The sequence below is a fragment of the Acinetobacter portensis genome (genome assembly GCF_009372215.1).
Classification (GTDB): Bacteria; Pseudomonadota; Gammaproteobacteria; order Pseudomonadales; family Moraxellaceae; genus Acinetobacter; species Acinetobacter portensis.
Genome location: NZ_LWRV01000077.1, coordinates 1 through 20,615, shown reverse-complemented (window position 1 = coordinate 20,615; position 20,615 = coordinate 1). Strand labels below are relative to the sequence as shown.

Sequence of the window (20,615 nt, the reverse complement as noted above, 5' to 3'; positions counted from 1 at the left end):
CTATATAAGTATGGTTAATATCTATTTATATTCAAATAATTAAAAATTTATAAGCGACAAGCAAAGCATCTGGATGATGCGAAAACGATAAAATTAAAAGGAGTTTTATATGAATATGGGAATAATTACCGTTCTTCTACCTTTAGCACTTGCCATTATTATGATTGGCTTGGGTTTAGAACTCACCCTCAACGATTTCAAACGTGTATCTAAACATCCTAAAGCTGTACTCATTGCCCTATTCTGCCAATTAGTCATATTGGTGGCGCTTGCCTTTATTCTTTGTAAAGTGCTTTCCTTACCACCATTACTTTCCGTGGGCTTAATGTTGTTAGCAGCATCCCCTGGTGGTAGTACCGCAAACTTATTTAGCTATTTATTTAAAGGTGATATTGCACTGAATATTAGCCTAACAGCAATTAATTCAGTGATTGCAGCATTTACACTACCTTTAATAATGAATTTTGCAATTTTGCACTTTATGCAAGAAAGTCAGCAAATCTCTTTACAGTTTTCTAAAATCCTTCAAGTTTTTGCAATCATTATTATTCCTGTGGGCATTGGAATGTTGATTCGTCATTACGCACCAAAACTCACCGAGAAATTAAATAAACCATTACGAATATTTGCGGTGATCTTTTTAATTTCAATTATCGCCCTTGCTATTTTTGCAGAGCGTACAAACATCGCCACTTATTTAACCCAAGTTGGACTTGCAACAGCAATATTCTGTGCATGTAGTTTAGCCATTGGTTACTTTGTACCACGTGTTTTAGGTATTAGTAGTACTCAAGCACGTGCATGTGCCTTTGAAATTGGTATTCATAACAGTACATTAGCCATGACCATTGCATTAACTGTTATGGCGAATACAACGATTGCAATGCCTGCCGCAGTCTATTCAATTTTTATGTATGTTTTTGCTGCAATATTCGGCTTTATGATTACACGCACAAAAGAATCAACCAACGATATGACGTGATTAAATGAAATAAATTTAAAATCGGTGCAGTATCTTCTATTCACTGTGCCGATTTTCAAGCAGTCATCATGCAGATCGGCTACAATATGCAAGATATAAAATTTTTTAGGTTATTCCCGTGAAGTGGTTACAAATTCATATTACCGTTGATCAAGCACAAGTTGATTTTACAGAAACGCTTTTAGAATCTCTTGGCGCAGTAAGCGTGACTTTAGATGATGCTGAAAATCAAGACTTACTTGAACCACTTCCAGGCGAAACGCCACTTTGGAATAAAGTGATTGTTACAGGTATTTATGCTCAAGAAGATGATGAAGAAATAGATGTTGCTGCTTTAGAAACATTTATTCGCACTCAACTTCCTACAGAGCCTATGCGTAGCGAATTCATGGAAGACCAAGAATGGGAACGCACTTGGATGGATGCATACGAGCCAATCCAAATTGGTGAGAAATATTGGATTGTTCCTGAATGGATGCAACCACCCGAAGCAGATGCTGTAAATATTAAGTTAGATCCAGGTTTGGCATTTGGTACAGGTAACCATGCAAGTACATTCCTTTGCTTACAATGGCTTGGACAAACCGACGTAAAAGATAAAATTGTGATTGATTATGGCTGTGGTTCAGGTATTTTAGGTGTAGCAGCACTATTATTAGGTGCTAAAAAAGTATATGCGACCGATATTGACCCTCAAGCTGTTTTAGCAACAAAACAAAATGCTGAACTCAATGGCGTATTAGATAACTTATTTGTTGGTTTACCCGACGAGTTTAATGAAACACTAAAAGATCAAAAAGCAGATGTGTTTGTGGCAAATATTCTTGCTGGCCCACTCATGATGCTTGCACCACAATTTGCGACACTTGTAAAATCTGAAAGTGAATTTGCACTTGCAGGTGTTATTCAGGAACAAGTTGATGATGTTTCTAGCGTTTATTCTGAATTTTTTGATATATTGCAAGTTGAAACGCGCGACGAATACTGGTGCAGAATTTCCGGGAAACGTCATTCATTCTAATACCACTATTAGTATAAATTATGAGTGAAAAACAAACTAAATGTCCTGAGTGCTTATCTACTTATAAAGTAACTGTTCCGCAGCTTACTGCGGCTCAGGGCATGGTTTGTTGCCCTAAATGTGAAGCAACCTTTAATGCCATTTCATATTTAACATCTACTCTCTCAGATTCAAACGAGACAATCTCATATCAAGAAAATCGACCTGATCAGCACATTAACAATGAAGACATTTCATACACCCCGCTATTAGCAAAGAATGTTCTCAATATTTTTGAGCAAAAAGTTGAAAACTCTAATATCAATTTAAAAACATATCTTAATAATTTGAATGCGTTCAACCCTGAACCTATTAGTGCATTTCCCACTTTAAATTTAGCAAAAGATGCAGACTTTAATCCTGAAAAGAAAAACACGACGCGTTATTACACCATCTGGGGAATCATTAATTTTTCTTTAATCGCTATATTTGTACTTCAAATTGTAATGATTAACCCTAAAATGCTAAATAACAACTCTCTTATTAATAGTGCTTACACAAAAATATGTGGCATGTTCCAATGTGAAAGTTTAATTGAGCAATATAAGTTAGTAGATTTTGTAAATGTAAAAGTCACCCCTATTCATAAAACATCATCAAATGTTTCAGGTTACATTATTAACCACAATGAACACAGTTTAGCGCTACCTTTAGTAAGTATTACTTTCTTTAAGAATAATGTTGCAGTTCATTCTCAAACCTACCGCCCAAAAGAATACTTAATTAAAAGTCTTATTAATATTGAACGAATTCCTCAGAACAGCCCATTTAACTTCAATATTATTGCGCCTATAGACAAAAAAGACTTCGATAATTACCACTTGGAAATTATTCGCCCCTGAACATTGAAAAAAACTATTAAAAATTGCAAAAAAAAGTAAAAAAAATGCAGTTTTCTTGCTCACTTTTCCTTATACAATGGTATTATACGCGCCACGAAAGCTTTGTGCTGCAAACTCCTCGCAAAATTCACAACAAATACTGATCAACAAAATGCGCCTTATCAACCATAATGCGTATGAGTAGATTTTTTTGTTTTGATATTGGTCTGTAACAAATCTTTAACTATTGTTACGCTTAAATTTCGACCAAAGCCCTGAGTTGTGGCAAGCTATATACCAGTTTTAAAATATTCTGTTTTAGGATCTAAGACAGAATATTCGTTAAATTTTATAGACCATATTTATATATCACTTTACCCAAGTGATATTTGTTTCGGATTAATTCGCATGAATAGCAAATCTCCTATTTTTACTGCTCAATCTGATGTTGCTCTTCGTATTCACGTAGATCGCGCAGTTCGCCACTACTTTGCACAATTGCAAGGTGAGCAACCATCACAAGTTTACGACATGGTGTTGGCAGAAATGGAGAAACCTCTTTTATCTGTGGTTCTAGAATATACGCGAGGGAATCAAACCCGCGCTGCTGAGATTCTAGGACTTAACCGTGGTACTCTACGTAAAAAGTTGAAAGCTCACGGTTTAATGAGTGAATAAATGATAAAATGCTTGCGGCTTCCGCGGGCATTTTTTTTATCTGTATATTGGCTAATTTGTTTTAATCTGTTCCTTAAAGACTGTGACGAAGATCATGACTATGAAACGCGCTTTAATCTCTGTTTCCGACAAAACTGGTATTGTTGAATTTGCACAAGAACTTGCTGCTCTAGGGGTAGAAATTTTATCTACTGGTGGTACATACAAATTGTTGAAAGACAATAATGTTGCCGTAGTTGAAGTTTCAGAGCACACAGGTTTCCCAGAGATGATGGATGGTCGTGTTAAAACACTACATCCTAAAATTCATGGGGGTATCTTAGCTCGTCGTGGTCTAGACGAAGCTGTGATGGCTGAACATAACATTGATGCAATCGATTTAGTTGTTGTTAACCTTTATCCATTTGCTGCAACTGTTGCTAAACCAAACTGTTCACTTGCAGATGCGATTGAAAATATCGACATCGGCGGTCCTACAATGGTTCGTGCTGCTGCGAAAAACCATGCATCTGTAGGTATTGTTGTAAATGCATCTGACTATTCAACTGTAGTTGCTGAACTTAAAGCTGAGGGTGCTTTATCTCATGCGACACGTTTTGACTTAGCAGTTAAAGCATTTGAACATACAGCACAATACGATGGCATGATTGCTTCTTACTTAGGCGCTCGCGTAGGTAAAGAAGAAGGTCAAGCTGACAAATTTGCACGTACTTTCAATACTCAATTAAATAAAGTACAAGATCTTCGTTATGGCGAAAATCCACATCAATCTGCTGCTTTCTATGTAGAAGACACAGCTTCAGAAGCTTCTGTTTCAACAGCAACGCAGTTACAAGGTAAAGAATTATCTTATAACAACATTGCAGATACAGATGCTGCACTTGAATGTGTTAAATCTTTTGTAAAACCAGCCTGTGTTATTGTTAAACATGCAAACCCGTGTGGCGTTGCAGTTTCTCTAGATGGTATTCACGCGGCTTACGATCTTGCTTATGCAACAGATCCTGAATCTGCATTTGGTGGCATCATTGCATTCAACCGTGAATTAGACGTTGCAACTGCTCAAGCAATTGTTGACCGTCAATTCGTTGAAGTAATTATTGCACCTAGCATTGCTGAAGGCGTTCTTGAAGTAACAGGTGCGAAGAAAAACGTACGTGTACTTGTATGTGGCGAACTACCGAACATTGATGAACGTGCTGCACAACTTGACTACAAACGCGTAAATGGCGGCTTATTAGTTCAAGACCAAGACTTAGGCATGATCAAAGCGTCTGATCTTAAAGTTGTAACTAAACGCGCACCAACAGAAGCTGAAATTGATGACATGATTTTTGCTTGGAAAGTTGCGAAATACGTTAAATCTAATGCGATTGTTTATGCAAAAGGTCGTCAAACGATTGGTGTTGGCGCAGGTCAAATGAGCCGTGTAAACTCTGCTCGTATTGCTGCAATTAAAGCTGAACATGCAGGTTTAGTGGTTGAAGGTGCTGTAATGGCGTCTGATGCATTCTTCCCATTCCGTGATGGTATTGATAACGCTGCGAAAGCAGGTATCAAATGCATTATTCAACCGGGTGGTTCTATGCGTGATGAAGAAACAATTGCAGCTGCTGATGAAGCAGGTATTGCAATGGTATTCACAGGCATGCGTCATTTCCGCCACTAATTAATTATAAGTCGTATTTATAAATCCCCCTAAATCCCCCTTTTCAAAAAAGGGGGACTTTTCACGAAATAGAGTGTACTTTAACTTCGTGATACTCCTCCCTTTTTAAAGGGTGAGAATCCTCAGAATATATTCTGAGTTCGCAAGGGGGATTATCATTTTCGAGGGATTTTTTAAATGAATATTTTAGTATTGGGTAATGGCGGTCGTGAACACGCCCTCGCTTGGAAAATCGCACAAGACGATCAAGTAACAAAAGTATTTGTTGCACCAGGCAATGCAGGTACAGCAACTGAAAATAAATGTGAAAACGTAAACTTAAGCATTTTAGACAATGCTGCGATTATCGAATTTGCAAAAAATAATACTGTTGAAATGATTATTGTTGGTCCTGAAGCTCCCCTTGTAAATGGTGTTGTCGATGCTTGTCGCGCGGCAGGTGTTAAAGTTTGGGGTCCAACTCAATTTGCTGCACAACTTGAAGGCTCTAAAGCTTTCGCTAAACATTTCTTAAAACGCCACAATATTCCAACAGCTTTTTATGACGTATTTACAGAAGTAGATGCTGCTAAAGCCTTTGTTGAAAAAAATGGCGCGCCAATTGTGATTAAGGCGGATGGTCTTGCTGCGGGTAAAGGCGTCATTGTTGCCATGACCAATCAAGAAGCATTCGATGCGATTGATGACATGCTTTCAGGCAACAAATTTGGCGATGCAGGTTCTCGTGTTGTGATTGAAGAGTTCCTTGCAGGTGAAGAAGCATCTTTCATTTGCATGATTGATGGCGACAACATCTTGCCAATGGCAACATCCCAAGATCACAAACGTATTTTTGAAGGCGACCAAGGTCCAAACACAGGTGGTATGGGTGCTTACTCTCCTGCTCCTGTTGTAACTTCAGACGTGTTTGAAAAAGCAATGAATGAAGTGATGCGTCCAACTGTTGAAGGCATGAAAAAAGATGGTCATGTTTACACAGGTTTCTTATACGCAGGCTTGATGATTGATGAACAAGGTCAACCAAAAGTCATCGAATTCAACTGTCGTTTTGGCGATCCTGAAACTCAACCAATCATGATGCGCTTAAAATCATCTTTGGTTGATTTAGTTCAAGCAGGTTTAGACGGTAACTTACCTGCGGAAGCACAATGGGATGAGCGTAAGACTGTAGGTATCGTTTTAGCATCTAAAGGCTACCCTGAAACTTCAAGCAATGGCGATGTCATTACAGGTTTAGATACAGTTATGACTGATGCTAAAGTTTTCCATGCAGGTACTAAAGCCAATGATAATGGCGATATCTTAACTGCGGGTGGTCGTGTACTTTGCGTAACTGCGTTAGGTAATACGATTGGCGAAGCACAAGCAAAAGCTTTGGAACTTTGCGAAAAAGTAACGTTTGATGGTGTTCAATACCGTAAAGATATTGGTTACCGCGCAATTGCTCGTGAAAATGCTTAATCTAAATTTAGATTAAATAAAAACCCCGCTTAGTGCGGGGTTTTTTATGCCACAATTAAATCAACAATTTTATTTAAAAATTTAAAAAATGAATGATGAAGAAAAATTTTGTTTAAAAATAAGATTGATTGTAGGACTATGTACAGCAAAAGACATTCAATATTGGGCAGAAGCAACCCTTCTAAAAGACGTCCATAACGAATTTGCGCTTAATCTCTGTTTTATGGAATCAGCAGATAAAATTCAAAAATATTTTATCGAGATCAATCCGCAACTTTTAAAAATCGATACAGGAAAAATCGCTCTGTCCGTTTTAGAAGAATATGTACAAAAAAAGTTGCCACACAATTTAGATCATCAATATGAATATCATCTTGATAATTTAGTGTTTCTCTCCGAATACTTACATGAATTTAGCGACAAATTACATGAAGGCAATTTATATACCCACATCATTATCTATGATGATCAAATACAATTAGTTTCTAACACGACAGCTCAACATATATATAGAGAATTATATAAATTTCTACTTAAATGGCTTCAAAATGTACATACAATTTAATTTCAAAGTGACTAAAAATGATTAATTCATTAGAAAATGCTTTTCCTTTACATTGTAGGAATGACATCAATTCCATAAAAAATTATTTAGTTTTAGACGATATCGATGCATGTCGTAATATTACTTTGAATCAAAATTTCCTTCAAATTCCTTATCGAATTTATAATAAACCCTTAACGATGGCTCAACTCGATTCATTCACATGTCACCAACAACTCATAATAAATTGTATTTTTACGCGTCATCACAATGGATTTATCCGTCATGAAGTTATTAAAAATATTATGCAAATTCATCCCCTATTAGAAGAGGACGATTTTGTTATTCCTTATATTTTTATGCTCTTAGGCGAGTATGTTGTGGAAATTTGTGAGGATCTCTACCCGTATATAAAAGCAAATAAATCTGTTATTAATAAATTTATTCAGCAAAATAAAGAATTCTGTTATCTGACTTATCAAAGATCTGTAAGTTACTGGAATGAATATTATCGCCTATCTACATATAAATATTTACGTGACTATCCTGTTAGAAAAATTTTTGATCTCTTTCCTTTTGCATATAAAAGAAAGTCTTAAGTTTCCAAGCAACAAAACCCTCTTTCCCTCTTAAATAATAAGCAAAATGAAAATATATAGAGTTGCGATTGAACATAGAATACATATTTCTTTTACACAAGCATTTTATAAGGCTTCATTCATTCAACATTTTCATTTATAAGTTTACTTCTATATTCATTTTTCATCTTTATATCAGATAAAATCTTATAAAGATGAATAAAGACATTACTATTAAGCTAAATTAAATTAATATTTAGATAATTTATTGTTTTTAAATAAATTTAATAGAATAAATTACAACCCTTATTCAATAATTAAGCTAAGTATTCTGTTTTTCATCACTATATCGAATATTTATTTATTGTTATGATATTGCCAAGTTATGAACTGTTCCAAAGAAAACAAAATTTGCCTTTATTTAGTTCAATCTATAAAGTCATTGTTTAGTATGGAAACTGCCATATAAGTAATTGATTATTAAATAACGCTCACGTTAGCTTCAACACGCTAAGGCTTTATTTAACCTATAATCTCTCCAACATTGGTTATCGTAAATTTATCACTTATAAATTTACTTAGGACGAAGAAATGAAAAAAATTCTTGGACTTATTTTAGGTCTTACAGTTGGCTTAACAGCTTGTTCAAAGCCTGAAGCACCTGCAACTGAAGCAGCGCAAAAAGAAACAACAGAATTACAAAAAGTTGTTATGGCTTCTACAGGTTCAGATGCTGATATTTGGAACTTTATTGCAAAATTACCTGAAACGAAAGAAGCAGGTATTGATCTTCAAGTGAAAAGCTTTACAGATTACGTTGCAATGAATACCGCTGTTGCAAACAAAGAAATTGATATCAATGCATTCCAATCTTATGCATATCTTGTTGCATTCAATGCATCAAACAAAGATAAAATTGCACCTGTATCTACAACTTACTTAGAGCCAATGGGTATTTACTCAAGCAAAGTTAAAAAAGTTGAAGAGTTTGCAAATGGCGCAACAATTGCTATTCCAAACGATGCAGCAAATGAAGCACGTGCTTTACTTCTTCTTCAATCTGCGGGTTTATTGAAATTAAAAGCTGACTTTGACCCTGCAACTGGTACACCAAACGACATCACTGAAAATGCTAAAGCAATTGTGATTAAACCTATTCAAATGGCAACTGCTGTACGTGTTAAAGACGAAGTAGATGCAATTGTTTTAGGTAATACACTTGCACTTGAAGGTGGTTTAAACGTTCTTAAAGATTCTGTTTTTTATGAGCCAGTTGACCAAAGTACAAAACTTAACGTGAATGTTCTAGCTGTTGTTGCAGATCGTGCAAATGATCCTGTATTACAAAAAGTTGGTGCTTTATATCATACTGAAGCCGCTCAAAAGTTCATTAAAGAGAAATTTGAAGGTACTAAAGTTGACGTAAATAAACCAATCAGCTATTTAACTGAAACTAAATAGTAATATAATTAATAATAACTAAAACAGGCAAATCTCTTTGCCTGTTTTTCATTCCAGATTAATTTTGACGATATGATTGAATTTAAAAATATTTCCAAGCATTACACGCTCAATGGCCAAACTATTCGTGCCTTAGATCAGATCAACCTTCAAATTCCAGATGGCAGTATTTTTGGCATCATTGGCTATAGCGGAGCTGGTAAAAGTACTTTAATCCGTCTGATTAATCTTTTAGAACGTCCAAATGACGGTCAAGTGATTATCAATCAAACCGATTTCACCGCTTTAAGCGCTTCTGAACTTCGTAGCGAACGTGCCAATATTGGCATGATTTTTCAGCACTTCAATTTACTGCAAACCAAAACGGTTTCTGCAAATATTGAAATGCCAATGAAACTGTTGGGCTACAGCAAAGCTGAGCGTGAAAAACGTTTAAATGAATTATTAGAATTTATTGACCTTAAACATAAAGCCAATGCCTACCCAGATGAACTTTCGGGTGGTCAAAAGCAACGTGTTGGTATTGCCCGTGCCCTTGCCAATCATCCTAAAATTTTACTTTGCGATGAAGCAACAAGTGCACTAGATCCTCAAACAACTAAATCTGTTTTAGCTTTATTGAAAAAAATCAATAAAGAGCACGGTATTACCATCGTAATGGTTACCCATGAAATGGACGTAATTGAAACTGTTTGTGACTATGTGGCTGTAATGGAACAAGGTAAGGTCATTGAATCAGGTTCAACTTTAGAAATTTTTAGTCAACCGAAACATCCTACAACCAAAAATTTCATTCAAACAGTTTTACAGCAACAATTACCTGTAAATATTTTGAGTAATTTAGAAAATCAAAATCATAACAGTGTGTATTGCCTTAAATTCTTAGGTAGTTCTGCACAAGAAACAGTTATTCAGGCAGTTATTAAACAGTTTGATATTAGTTTGAATATTCTTTTTGCCAATATGACCGAAATTAACGGTACTGTGATTGGACAAATGTTTATTCAACTTCTAGGTGATGATGCACTTATTCAACAAGCCATCGATTTCTTAAGATCTCACGGCGTAGAAGTTGAACAATCAGGAGTAATCGCATGAGAGAGCTCATTGTTCAATTACTGACACAAATGACAGCACCGTTTTGGACTAGTTCAGTTTCAATGGATCAGTTTGTTACCGCATTACAAGAAACATTTAGCATGGTGTTTTTTGCAATGATTTTTGGAACAATCTGGGGCTTCATTCAAGGGATTATTCTTGTTATGACGCGTGCAGACGGTATTTTGCCCAACTCTAAAATTTATTATGGCTTAAACCCAATTATTAATGCATTGCGTTCATTACCTTTCATTATTTTAATGATTGCGGTTTATCCTTTAACAAAATTTGTTACAGGTACAACCATTGGTACTTGGGCTGCAATTGTGCCTTTAACCATTTATGTCGGGCCATATATTGGTCGCTTGGTTGAATCTTCTTTGCTTGAAGTGAATAGCGGTATTGTTGAATCTGCTCAAGCAATGGGTGCAACACCATTACAAATCGTGTTTAAGTTTATTGTTCCTGAAGCACGTAGCTCGCTTATTTTAAACTTAACCACTGCCCTCATTAGTTTAATTGGCGCAACTGCAATGGCTGGTGCAATTGGTGCAGGCGGTATTGGTGACCTTGCTATTTCATATGGTTATCAACGCTTTGATGATAGCGTGATTTATTTAACCGTAATTGTGCTGATTATTCTGGTTCAAATTGTTCAGTCTTTAGGTGAATGGTTATCTCGTTTAAGATAATACCTATTGCAGATTTTTTTCTTGATGAAATTTGAAAAATAAAAGCCCTCAATTGAGGGCTTTTATTTTAGCTCATCTATTTTATCGTTTAGAAAAACCATCAAGATCTCCCGCCTTTTTAGATAAAACATCCAAATTCTATAGTTTTTCATTTGTTAATGTTTTGATCATGTTATATTTCTATAAAATATTAGATAAAACTTCATCAATTCAATTCAATTACACTCAGAATAACAATAGAGCGTGCTAAAATAGCGGGTGTTTTTGCAGGGACTCATTTATGCACTTTGTACATCTTGGTATTCAAACAGAATTTTCAATTACGGAATCTATTGTTCGTATACCTGAACTTGTTAAAGTTGCAGCAGATGATCAAATGCCTGCACTTGCCATTACCGATTTATCAAATTTACATGCTGCGGTAAAGTTTTATCAGAAATGCTTGGGCAAAGGCATTAAACCTATTTTAGGTGCAACATTACGTTTAAATGATGCAGAGCATCGTGTTGCTTTATTGTCTATGACCAATAAAGGCTGGCGCAACCTCACTGAACTTGTCTCTGAAGGTTATATTTCAGGACAACAACTCGATATTCCTTGTGTAAAAAAAGAATTAATTTTAGAACAAAACCAAGACTTAATTGTTCTTTTAGGCATGCAAAGTGATGTCGGCAAAATGCTATGTACATCTAATCCGCAAAAAGCCGAACCACTATTAGAAGAATGGGTTGAAAAATTTGGTAATCGAGTTTACTTCGCGCTCTCTCGTACAAATCATTCTGGTGAAGAAGATTTCATTCACGAAGCGGTAAAACTCGCAAAAAAATATAATATTGGTGTTGTTGCACATAATGATGTTCACTTTATTAAAAGTGAAGATTTTGAAGCACATGAAGCACGTGTATGTATTGCAGATGGTTATGTGCTTGGCGATAATCGCAGACCAAAAAGTTACACCCCAGAGCAATATTTCAAAACATCTGAGCAAATGATTGAGCTGTTTTCGGATATTCCTACAGCAATTGAAAATACGTATCACATCGCAAAACGTTGTAACGTAACATTACGTTTAGGTTTTAACGACTTACCCGATTATCCAATTCCTGAAGGTCATACCATTGGCTCATTCTTCGCACATTTATCGGAAGAAGGCTTAGAGGAACGCTTAGATTTCCTTTATCCACCTGAAAAGCGTGGAGATGATTGGGCTGAAATTCGCAAACCTTACGATGAACGTTTAGCTTTTGAAGTTAAAATCATTCTAGATATGGGCTTCCCCGGCTACTTCCTTATTGTCATGGACTTTATTCAATGGTCTAAAGGCAATGGCGTACCTGTAGGCCCAGGTCGTGGTTCGGGTGCAGGTTCACTTGTAGCTTATAGCTTAAAAATTACCGATCTTGATCCATTACGTTATGACTTACTTTTCGAACGTTTCTTAAACCCAGAACGTGTATCCATGCCCGATTTCGACGTCGATTTCTGTATCGCAGGTCGTGACCGTGTTATTGACTATGTTGCACGTACCTATGGTCGAGATGCTGTATCGCAAATTGCAACTTTTGGTACTATGGCTGCCAAAGGTGCAATTCGAGATGTTGCCCGTGTATTGGGTAAATCTTATGGTTTAGCCGACCGTATTTCAAAAATGATTCCAACCAAACCTTTAGGTTTGAGTTTAGAAGAATCAATTGAAGCAGAACCTCAACTTAAAGATATTGTGACTAACCCATCTAACCCAGATAACGATGATGCATCTGAAATTTGGGAAATGGCACTCAAGCTTGAAGGTATTACCCGTAATACAGGTAAACACGCAGGTGGTGTTGTCATTGCACCTACCAAGCTAACTGACTATTCGGCTGTCATGTGTGATGCAGATGGTACAGGACGTGTTGCACAATTCGATAAAGACGACGTGGAAGCCGCAGGCTTAGTGAAGTTCGACTTCTTGGGTTTGCGTAACTTAACTGTTATTGAAGATGCGATTAAGCATATTAATGCACGCACAGACGTAACAGAACCTGTGAATATTTCATATATTCCATTAGACGATAAACCTGCATACGAAATTTTTGCAAAGGCAAACACAACAGCGGTATTCCAGTTTGAATCCGTGGGCATGAAAAAAATGCTCAAGGAAGCACGCCCAAGTAAATTCGAAGAAATTATTGCCTTTGTATCGTTATATCGTCCAGGTCCAATGGATCTTATTCCAGACTTTATTCACCGTATGCATGGTGGCGATTTTGAATACTTACATCCACTGTTAGAAAAAGTACTCGAACCGACTTACGGTATTATGGTTTACCAAGAACAGGTTATGCAGGCAGCACAGTTCTGTGCAGGCTATAGCTTGGGTGGTGCAGACTTACTTCGTCGTGCCATGGGTAAGAAAAAACCTGAAGAAATGGTGAAACAACGCCAAATCTTTATTAAAGGTGCTGCTGAAAAAGATATTGATGAAGCAACAGCGAACCATATTTTCGACTATATGGAAAAATTCGCAGGCTATGGTTTTAACAAATCACATGCTGCCGCTTATGCCCTCGTCGCTTATCAAACAGCGTGGTTAAAAGCGCATTATCCTGCTGAATTCATGTCAGCCGTTTTAACCTCTGAAATGCAGAACACAGACAGTATTGTGTTCTTAATTGATGACTGTCGTATTAATAAGTTAGAAGTGCTTCCACCTTCTATCAACATGTCTATATACCAATTCCATGCAAGTAGCCCATCAACCATTGTTTATGGTTTAGGTGCAATTAAAGGCGTTGGTGAGGCTGCAATGCAGTCTGTCATCGATTCACGTATTCAAGATGGTCCATATAAGGATTTATTCGATTTCTGCCATCGTGTAGACATGAAAAAAATCAATAAACGTACCTTAGAAGCGCTGATTCGTGCAGGTGCAATGGATTGTTTAGGCATTGAACGTGCAAGTCTAATGGCACAACTTCCAGAAGCTGTTCAAGCAGCAGATCAGGCTCGTTCGAATCGTGAAACAGGTATTATGGATTTATTTGGTGAGGTTGAAGAAGTTCAACGTAAACCTGCAAAACCCGTAAAACCTTGGTCAGATGAAGTTCGCCTAAAAGGTGAAAAAGACACTTTAGGATTGTACTTAACAGGACATCCTATAGATGTTTACAGAACAGAACTTAAATCTTTTGTATCGAATAAAATTAATGAATTAACACCAACACGTCGTGGCGTAACCACAGTATTTGCAGGTTTAGTGGTAGATATTGCCAACTTCCCTAACCGCATGATGGTCACACTTGACGATGGCACAGCACGTATTGAAATTTCAGCCAATCACGAACGTTTCCAACGTTTTAAAGATGTGATTGTGAATGAAAAAGTTGTGGTGATTGAAGGTGAAATTTACGAGCGTGAAGGCTTTGACCGCCCTATGGGTCGTTTAACCAAAGCATTTAACCTCAATGAAATTCGCCAAAAACGTGCCAATAGTATTCAAATTAAATTAGCACCTGAACATATCAGCAAAACTTTAAATAAAGATCTGCAAAATATGCTTCTTCCGTACTGTAATGTCGATATGCATACGCACATTCCTGTACAGTTAAAACTTGATTTTGCATATGCTTCAACCGAATTGCATCTGGGAATAAACTGGAAAGTTGCACCTTTAGATGAACTTCTCAGTAAAGTAAGAGACTATTTCGGTAAAGAAGCCTTACACATTGAATATCAAGTGAAATCGAAAGCTGCAAAAGTCGTAAGCTACGAAGCTACAAAACCTACTCAAATTGCACCTCCACCAGATGGTATGTCTATGGATGATGCAATGGAACAATATCAGGCTGAAGCCGAACAATTTTCTTAAAATTAAGACTGTCAAATTGGAATTATTATGAGTCATATTGACAATGCTGCTGTTTCAGCACATCTCTCCCATGTGCGTATTGTCATGGTAAACACCACACTACCTGCAAATATTGGGAGTGCTTTACGTGCAATGAAAACCATGGGCTTATCTAAGCTTGTTTTGGTTGCACCAAAAACATATCCGCATCCAGATATCAATGCACTTGCAGCAGGCGCAACCGATTTAATCGACAATATTGAAATAGTAGACACTTTAGAAGATGCCATTAAAGATTGTCACATTGTATTTGGTACAAGCGCACGTAGCCGCACAATTCCTTGGCCACTTTTAGATGCACGCCCTGCGGCTGAAAAATCATTAAAAGCCGTAATAAATGACAAACAAGAAGTTGCTGTTGTTTTTGGTCGTGAAGATCGTGGTTTAACCAATGATGAACTTGCTCTTGCAAACTTTCATGTGACCATTCCTGTAAATACAGATTATGGCGTTTTAAATGTTGCACAAGCCATTCAAGTCATTTGCTATGAAATGCGTATGGCAGCCATGGACACAATGGGCAAAGAAGTTGATCTTGAAGCGACCATGCATGTAACAGATACCGAAGATATGCAATGGGATGAACCACTTGTAACACATGAACAAATGGAACAGTTTTATCCGCATATTGAAAAAATGTTAGCTGAAATTGAGTTTTTAGACCCTAAAAACCCACGATTACTTCCTTTACGCTTGCGTCGTCTATTTGGTCGTATACAATTAGATCGTATGGAATATCATTTACTTCGTGGCATATTTAGCCGTGTTCAGGCATTAAATAATGGCACATGGAAACAGTCGAAGTCTGAAAAATAATGGGGATCAATCCAATGCTAAAACAGCTTAAAGAAGATATAAACGCTGTCTTCGCGCGCGATCCTGCCGCACGAAACACACTTGAAGTCTTAACCACATATCCTGGCATTCATGCATTAATCATGCATCGTGTTGCACATGAATTATGGAAAAAAGACTGTAAAGGATCAGCACGTTTACTTTCTTCATTTAGCCGTTTTTCAACTGGTATTGAAATCCACCCTGGCGCTAAAATTGGTCGTCGCTTTTTTATCGATCATGGCATGGGTGTTGTGATTGGTGAAACTGCTGAAATTGGCGATGATGTGACGCTTTATCATGGCGTGACATTGGGCGGCACAACGTGGAACAAAGGTAAACGCCATCCGACACTTGAAGATGGTGTGGTTGTAGGCGCAGGTGCAAAAATTTTAGGGCCTTTTACTGTGGGTAAAAACTCTAAAGTCGGTTCAAATGCTGTGGTAACAAAGGAAGTTCCTGAAAATACCACGGCTGTTGGAAATCCTGCGCGTTTTATCACGAAAAACAAACCCAGTGAAGAAGAAGCACGTCGTCGTGATTATGCAGAAAGCATTGGCTTCCAACCCTATGCTGCAACACAAGACCAATCTGACCCAATTCTTGATGGTATGCGTGTTTTATTGGATCGGATTCAACAAAATGAAAAACGGATGAATACATTATGTCAACGTTTATCCTTACTTGACCCTACATTCAAAAAGCAACATGTAAAAGAACAACCTTTTAGCGCGGAAGAATTGAAAATAATTGAAGATGTTAGACGTGAATGTGAAGCTCAAAGTAGCCAATCTAAAGCATAAGCGTTTGACTTCACAAATTAACAAGCCGTAACTTGCATATTTTTTTTCGTTTTTCTAGACTGATGAAACGAATAGATATGCTCCAAATCACACTTTAAAATAAATGAATGGATGAATCATGATGATGCTTAAGCCGTTGGCATGTACAGTACTATCAGCTGCACTTTTATCTGCTTGCTCAGTTCTACCAACAAGTAACGAACCAATCGTTTTCAAAGAACCATCCCTTTCTGCTCCATTTTATGCACTTAATCCATTTAATTATAATGAACCACCTGCATTTGAATTAGAGTTGAAAAAAGTAGGCTCAAGTAAAAATCGTTTAATTGTTCCTGCAACAAACAGTAAAACGCGTCAAGTTTCTTATGCAACATCGGCATCTAGCAACCAAATAGATGTGACTGAAATTGATGATTTTTTACAGTTAGTTGAGGGTAAAGCTCGTCATTACCCACCTCGCTTTACAGAACGCCAAGAACGTAAAGGCTTTGAAGCAAAACTAAAACAAGTCAATCAACAACTTGAAACTTTAACAGCAAATAACAATGCATCTTTTGATGTACTGATTCGCGCATTTAAAGCAAGTGTTATGGCACGCAACCTAGACTTAGGTTCTGCATATACCACTAAATCTATGGATTATGCACAACGTCTTCAAAAGTTAAATAAAGAAGATCCTGAACTTAACTTCTGGTTTGGTTTTGCACTATCTGAAGGTGGTGGTCAACGTGAAGCTATTCCATATCTAGATAAAGCAATGAAAGCTGGTGTTCAAGAAGCGTATCTTTCTGCAACAAACAATTATTTAGCAATGGAACAGAAGAAGAATGCTGTTCAAATTCTAAAAAATTATAAATTACAGTACTCACAAGAAGCACATGTAGCGGATCAACTTATTCAAGAAATTGAGAAGAAAGGTCGTTGGAATGTATGGCAAGTGATGAATCCATCTAAGTAATTTACTCTGTTAACAAATTAAGACCGTTTAGACGGTCTTTTTTTATATTTGTAGATTGAAATAATAACGAAAAATCGTATGATGAAATTTGCACATTTAATATATTAAGTCCATGACTCCACTTATAAAAAAAATAACATTCCTTGCAGCCTTTAGTACCTTGTTACTTTCAGGCTGTCAGGTTGTCAGTGTTAAAACCGTCTCTCTCAATGCCACGATTGCAACAGAACGTGACAGTATTTTATCACGCAACAAACTCAGTGAAGCCAGTTTAAATGTGCTTTCCATGACAGGTCGTGAAGCTAAAATTTGCTCAGATGATCCTGATCATTGTGTAAAAGAACTCAAAGAAATTGCTCAAATTCAAGATGAACAATTATTTTCCACCGCAAGTGAGCTGTATTTAGCCAAAGCACTTGCTTATGAAAACTCATCAAATTGCAAAACAAGTATTTTAACGAGCCATCGTTCAGAAGAGAAACAAAAAACTATTCAGCAAGCTTATGACACCTGTTTAGATAATCAGCTTCACATGCTTGATCAAAGTATTCGTTATAGCTATGCATATATGTTTAAAACAAAACGTAATGTAAATGATCGAATTTTTGACAACAGACAAGTTCAAATACGAGACTTTTACAACCAAGCCATTGCAAAACTTTCAAATGCGCATGCTTTAAAATATAAATACACAACATTTCAACCAAGTATGACTGTTGGCAATAGTATTTACAAAATCAATTTCGATAACTACCCCTTACTTAAATCACAAAAAATTGAAAATGTAATGTCGACCTACAACATGAACTTTTCAGGGTTAAGATCTATTACACGTCGAGATGGTTTTGGTTCTGAATTTTTAATGGTGTTACAAGATCCTAATGAAAATTCAATGAATACAAAAACCGAATACATTACAGATCCTTTACACCACAAATACCCTAATGGTAGCAACCCCAATATTCACAATGCACGCTACTTAGCTGTTACTGTTACAGTTGAACCAGAAAAGGTATCTTCGATAGATGATATTCTCTATGGCAAAGTTTTAAACCTAAAAGTCTATGATCCTTATAATCATGATAGTGTAAAAATTTCAGGAAACTCATATCCTTTAGCAGCAAACTTTTCAGCGCCTTATGGATTATGGCTTGCTCAAAATAATTTATTACGTTCAGCATATTTATCACTTATCGATCGTGATGATAATTTAACCACGCCACATCTATTCATGCTAGAACCCTATAATCCGAACAAAAAAGTGATTGTTTTGGTTCATGGTCTCGCAAGTAGCCCTGAAGCATGGGTACGCTTAACCAATGACATGATGGGCGACCCTGTCCTTCGCGACAACTATCAAGTTTGGCAAGTATTTTATTCAACCAATATGCCAATTTTGGAAAGTCGTTTCCAAATTCATGCACTCATCACACAAACATTCAACCAAGTTGCACCTTCAGCATCTGCCAAAAAAGATGCTGTATTAATTGGTCATAGCATGGGTGGTATTATTTCTAGATTATTAGTCAGTGATGCAGATTTAGTAAAACCTGCACTGACATTATTAAACAATAGTCGCGCAAATAAATATGCCAATGATCCATTATTCAAAGCACGTTTAGAAATGCATCATATACCTAATTTCAGTCGTGCAATTTTTCTGGCAGCACCCCATAGAGGAACTGCATTTGCAGATCGTTGGTTTACACTTGCGGCACGAAAAATCATTCGTTTACCTGTAGCCTTTTTAGGAGCACTTGCAAATTCAATGCAAGATGGTAATGCGAATATGAAAAACTTTGCCAAAGAAATTGGACATGGACTAATTCAAAATGGTCCAAGTGATTTAAGTAACAATTCGAAATTCACTGAAATCACCAAAAATGTAATGCCTTATAAAGGATTTAAATACCACAGCATTATTGGTAATAATACAGCGAGTGATGATATAAATATTATCTCTGATGATATTGTTCCCTATAAAAGTGCACATTTAGATGGTGCTCTTTCAGAAAAAATTATTAAAGGTGGGCACTCAATTCAAGAAACACCAGAAGCAGTTTTAGAACTTCGGCGAATTCTAAAATTACACTTGGTTGATTTAGGCTTACATAAACCCTAAGAATTCAATTCATAAAAACCAATCTAAATATAGATTGGTTTTTTTAATACTTGCATATTCCAAATTAAATATGCTATTTCTTTAACTATAGAACTTAAGCATAAATATTAATCTAACTATAAGTAATTCAATATGAAACTACACGGTACAAAAAACTTAAATCGTGATCAAATTGATGCACTCATTGCGAGCCGATTAAATATTTTACACTTTTCAAAACCTATAGAGAAAATGTACCGCAAGCAATATCGATCGGCTGCTGCTTACGAATTCCGATATCGCGCACCGATGGTTTTGTTTTTATATACCTTCTTGACAGTTGGTGTTTATAATAATATTTCAGACTTATATATACGTTCCGAATGGCTGTCTTTGTATAAGTGGGTCGGTATTATTGTTTCTATTGCTTGGTTCTGCTCATTTAAAAAATCTTGGTCAAAGTATTTTGATTTATATACCTCTCTTGGCGCTATTGGTGCTGTTTCTATCACCTTTGTGATTATCAATTTATTAGCAACAGCATATAACACAGCCCTGCTTCATGCCGCGATGATGTACGCAGTTGTTATTATTTATAGCTTTATTGGTATGCGTTTCTATACCGCAATTATTGCAGGTTGGCTGGGTGGAATAATTGGCATCATATTCTCTAATTATTATAATTTATATATAAGACTTCCTTCATAAATCATTTTTCAATCAATTTAATTGTTTATCTTTCACCCAATCTAAATTGTATATGCCAGCAAGTAAATTAAACCGCAGGTTTAATCTTTTACGACGATTTCTATATACACAAGATAAAATCTTAAAACATTTCATCCTTCCAAATACATGCTCTACTTGAATTCGTCTACGACCAATCTCTCTATTTAACTTTTTTAATTCAGAATCTAATTTTTCAGTTTTCTTTGCTTTAGATGGCATGAGGCATCCAAAACCCAATTTTTTTATCCCTAAATACC

18 protein-coding genes are annotated in these 20,615 nt (G+C 36.4%); 17 read left to right on the top strand and 1 reads right to left on the bottom strand.

The genetic code is table 11. From position 1 onward, the window contains the following. Positions 1 to 109: 109 nt before the first annotated feature. From A6M14_RS08510 to A6M14_RS08430, 17 genes are all read left to right on the top strand, one after another. On the top strand, positions 110 to 982 hold the full coding sequence (locus tag A6M14_RS08510) for a bile acid:sodium symporter family protein (protein WP_152874532.1): 873 nt from the start codon (positions 110 to 112) through the stop codon (positions 980 to 982). Positions 983 to 1,100: 118 nt separating this feature from the next. Beyond that, positions 1,101 to 2,003 carry a 50S ribosomal protein L11 methyltransferase gene (gene prmA / locus A6M14_RS08505; protein ID WP_163123841.1) on the top strand — a complete coding sequence of 301 codons (903 nt, stop codon included), beginning with the start codon at positions 1,101 to 1,103 and terminating at the stop codon, positions 2,001 to 2,003. Between the two features lie 20 nt (positions 2,004 to 2,023). Next, on the top strand, positions 2,024 to 2,884 hold the full coding sequence (locus tag A6M14_RS08500; RefSeq protein WP_152874531.1) for a DUF3426 domain-containing protein: 861 nt from the start codon (positions 2,024 to 2,026) through the stop codon (positions 2,882 to 2,884). Positions 2,885 to 3,271: 387 nt separating this feature from the next. Continuing rightward, positions 3,272 to 3,541 (top strand): DNA-binding transcriptional regulator Fis, encoded by a 270-nt coding sequence (gene fis, locus A6M14_RS08495; RefSeq protein WP_001086304.1) that lies wholly within the window; start codon positions 3,272 to 3,274, stop codon positions 3,539 to 3,541. Between the two features lie 94 nt (positions 3,542 to 3,635). Beyond that, positions 3,636 to 5,210, top strand: a complete 1,575-nt coding sequence (purH, locus tag A6M14_RS08490; protein WP_152874530.1) for a bifunctional phosphoribosylaminoimidazolecarboxamide formyltransferase/IMP cyclohydrolase — start codon at positions 3,636 to 3,638, stop codon at positions 5,208 to 5,210. A gap of 177 nt (positions 5,211 to 5,387) precedes the next feature. After that, on the top strand, positions 5,388 to 6,671 hold the full coding sequence (gene purD / locus A6M14_RS08485) for a phosphoribosylamine--glycine ligase (protein ID WP_152874529.1): 1,284 nt from the start codon (positions 5,388 to 5,390) through the stop codon (positions 6,669 to 6,671). A gap of 88 nt (positions 6,672 to 6,759) precedes the next feature. Then, positions 6,760 to 7,236, top strand: coding sequence for a hypothetical protein (locus A6M14_RS08480; protein ID WP_152874528.1), 477 nt, complete (start codon positions 6,760 to 6,762; stop codon positions 7,234 to 7,236). 17 nt (positions 7,237 to 7,253) lie between these two features. Continuing rightward, positions 7,254 to 7,814: a hypothetical protein gene (locus A6M14_RS08475; protein WP_152874527.1), complete on the top strand. Its 561-nt coding sequence runs from the start codon at positions 7,254 to 7,256 to the stop codon at positions 7,812 to 7,814. A 570-nt stretch (positions 7,815 to 8,384) separates the two neighbouring features. After that, positions 8,385 to 9,254: a MetQ/NlpA family ABC transporter substrate-binding protein gene (locus A6M14_RS08470; RefSeq protein WP_152874526.1), complete on the top strand. Its 870-nt coding sequence runs from the start codon at positions 8,385 to 8,387 to the stop codon at positions 9,252 to 9,254. A gap of 72 nt (positions 9,255 to 9,326) precedes the next feature. Then, a complete protein-coding gene (locus A6M14_RS08465; RefSeq protein WP_152874525.1) occupies positions 9,327 to 10,352 on the top strand; it encodes a methionine ABC transporter ATP-binding protein in 1,026 nt (341 codons plus the stop codon). Next, positions 10,349 to 11,044: a methionine ABC transporter permease gene (locus A6M14_RS08460; protein ID WP_152874524.1), complete on the top strand. Its 696-nt coding sequence runs from the start codon at positions 10,349 to 10,351 to the stop codon at positions 11,042 to 11,044. Before A6M14_RS08465 ends, A6M14_RS08460 begins: the two co-directional genes overlap by 4 nt. Before the next feature lie 280 nt (positions 11,045 to 11,324). Further along, positions 11,325 to 14,894, top strand: coding sequence for a DNA polymerase III subunit alpha (dnaE, locus tag A6M14_RS08455; protein ID WP_152874523.1), 3,570 nt, complete (start codon positions 11,325 to 11,327; stop codon positions 14,892 to 14,894). A 27-nt stretch (positions 14,895 to 14,921) separates the two neighbouring features. Continuing rightward, on the top strand, positions 14,922 to 15,749 hold the full coding sequence (locus A6M14_RS08450) for an RNA methyltransferase (RefSeq protein WP_152874522.1): 828 nt from the start codon (positions 14,922 to 14,924) through the stop codon (positions 15,747 to 15,749). A 14-nt stretch (positions 15,750 to 15,763) separates the two neighbouring features. Then, positions 15,764 to 16,570, top strand: coding sequence for a serine O-acetyltransferase (cysE, locus tag A6M14_RS08445; RefSeq protein WP_152874521.1), 807 nt, complete (start codon positions 15,764 to 15,766; stop codon positions 16,568 to 16,570). Positions 16,571 to 16,691: 121 nt separating this feature from the next. Continuing rightward, positions 16,692 to 17,528, top strand: a complete 837-nt coding sequence (locus A6M14_RS08440) for an ABUW_2363 family tetratricopeptide repeat lipoprotein (protein ID WP_152874586.1) — start codon at positions 16,692 to 16,694, stop codon at positions 17,526 to 17,528. 112 nt (positions 17,529 to 17,640) lie between these two features. Next, complete coding sequence (locus A6M14_RS08435; protein WP_152874520.1) at positions 17,641 to 19,650, top strand: esterase/lipase family protein; 2,010 nt, start codon at positions 17,641 to 17,643, stop codon at positions 19,648 to 19,650. Between the two features lie 132 nt (positions 19,651 to 19,782). Continuing rightward, positions 19,783 to 20,337, top strand: coding sequence for a hypothetical protein (locus A6M14_RS08430; protein ID WP_152874519.1), 555 nt, complete (start codon positions 19,783 to 19,785; stop codon positions 20,335 to 20,337). 12 nt (positions 20,338 to 20,349) lie between these two features. On the opposite strand, the gene A6M14_RS08425 is transcribed toward A6M14_RS08430, so the two are convergent. Next, a partial coding sequence (locus A6M14_RS08425; protein WP_081310355.1) for a transposase family protein occupies positions 20,350 to 20,615 on the bottom strand: 266 nt, incomplete at its 5' end.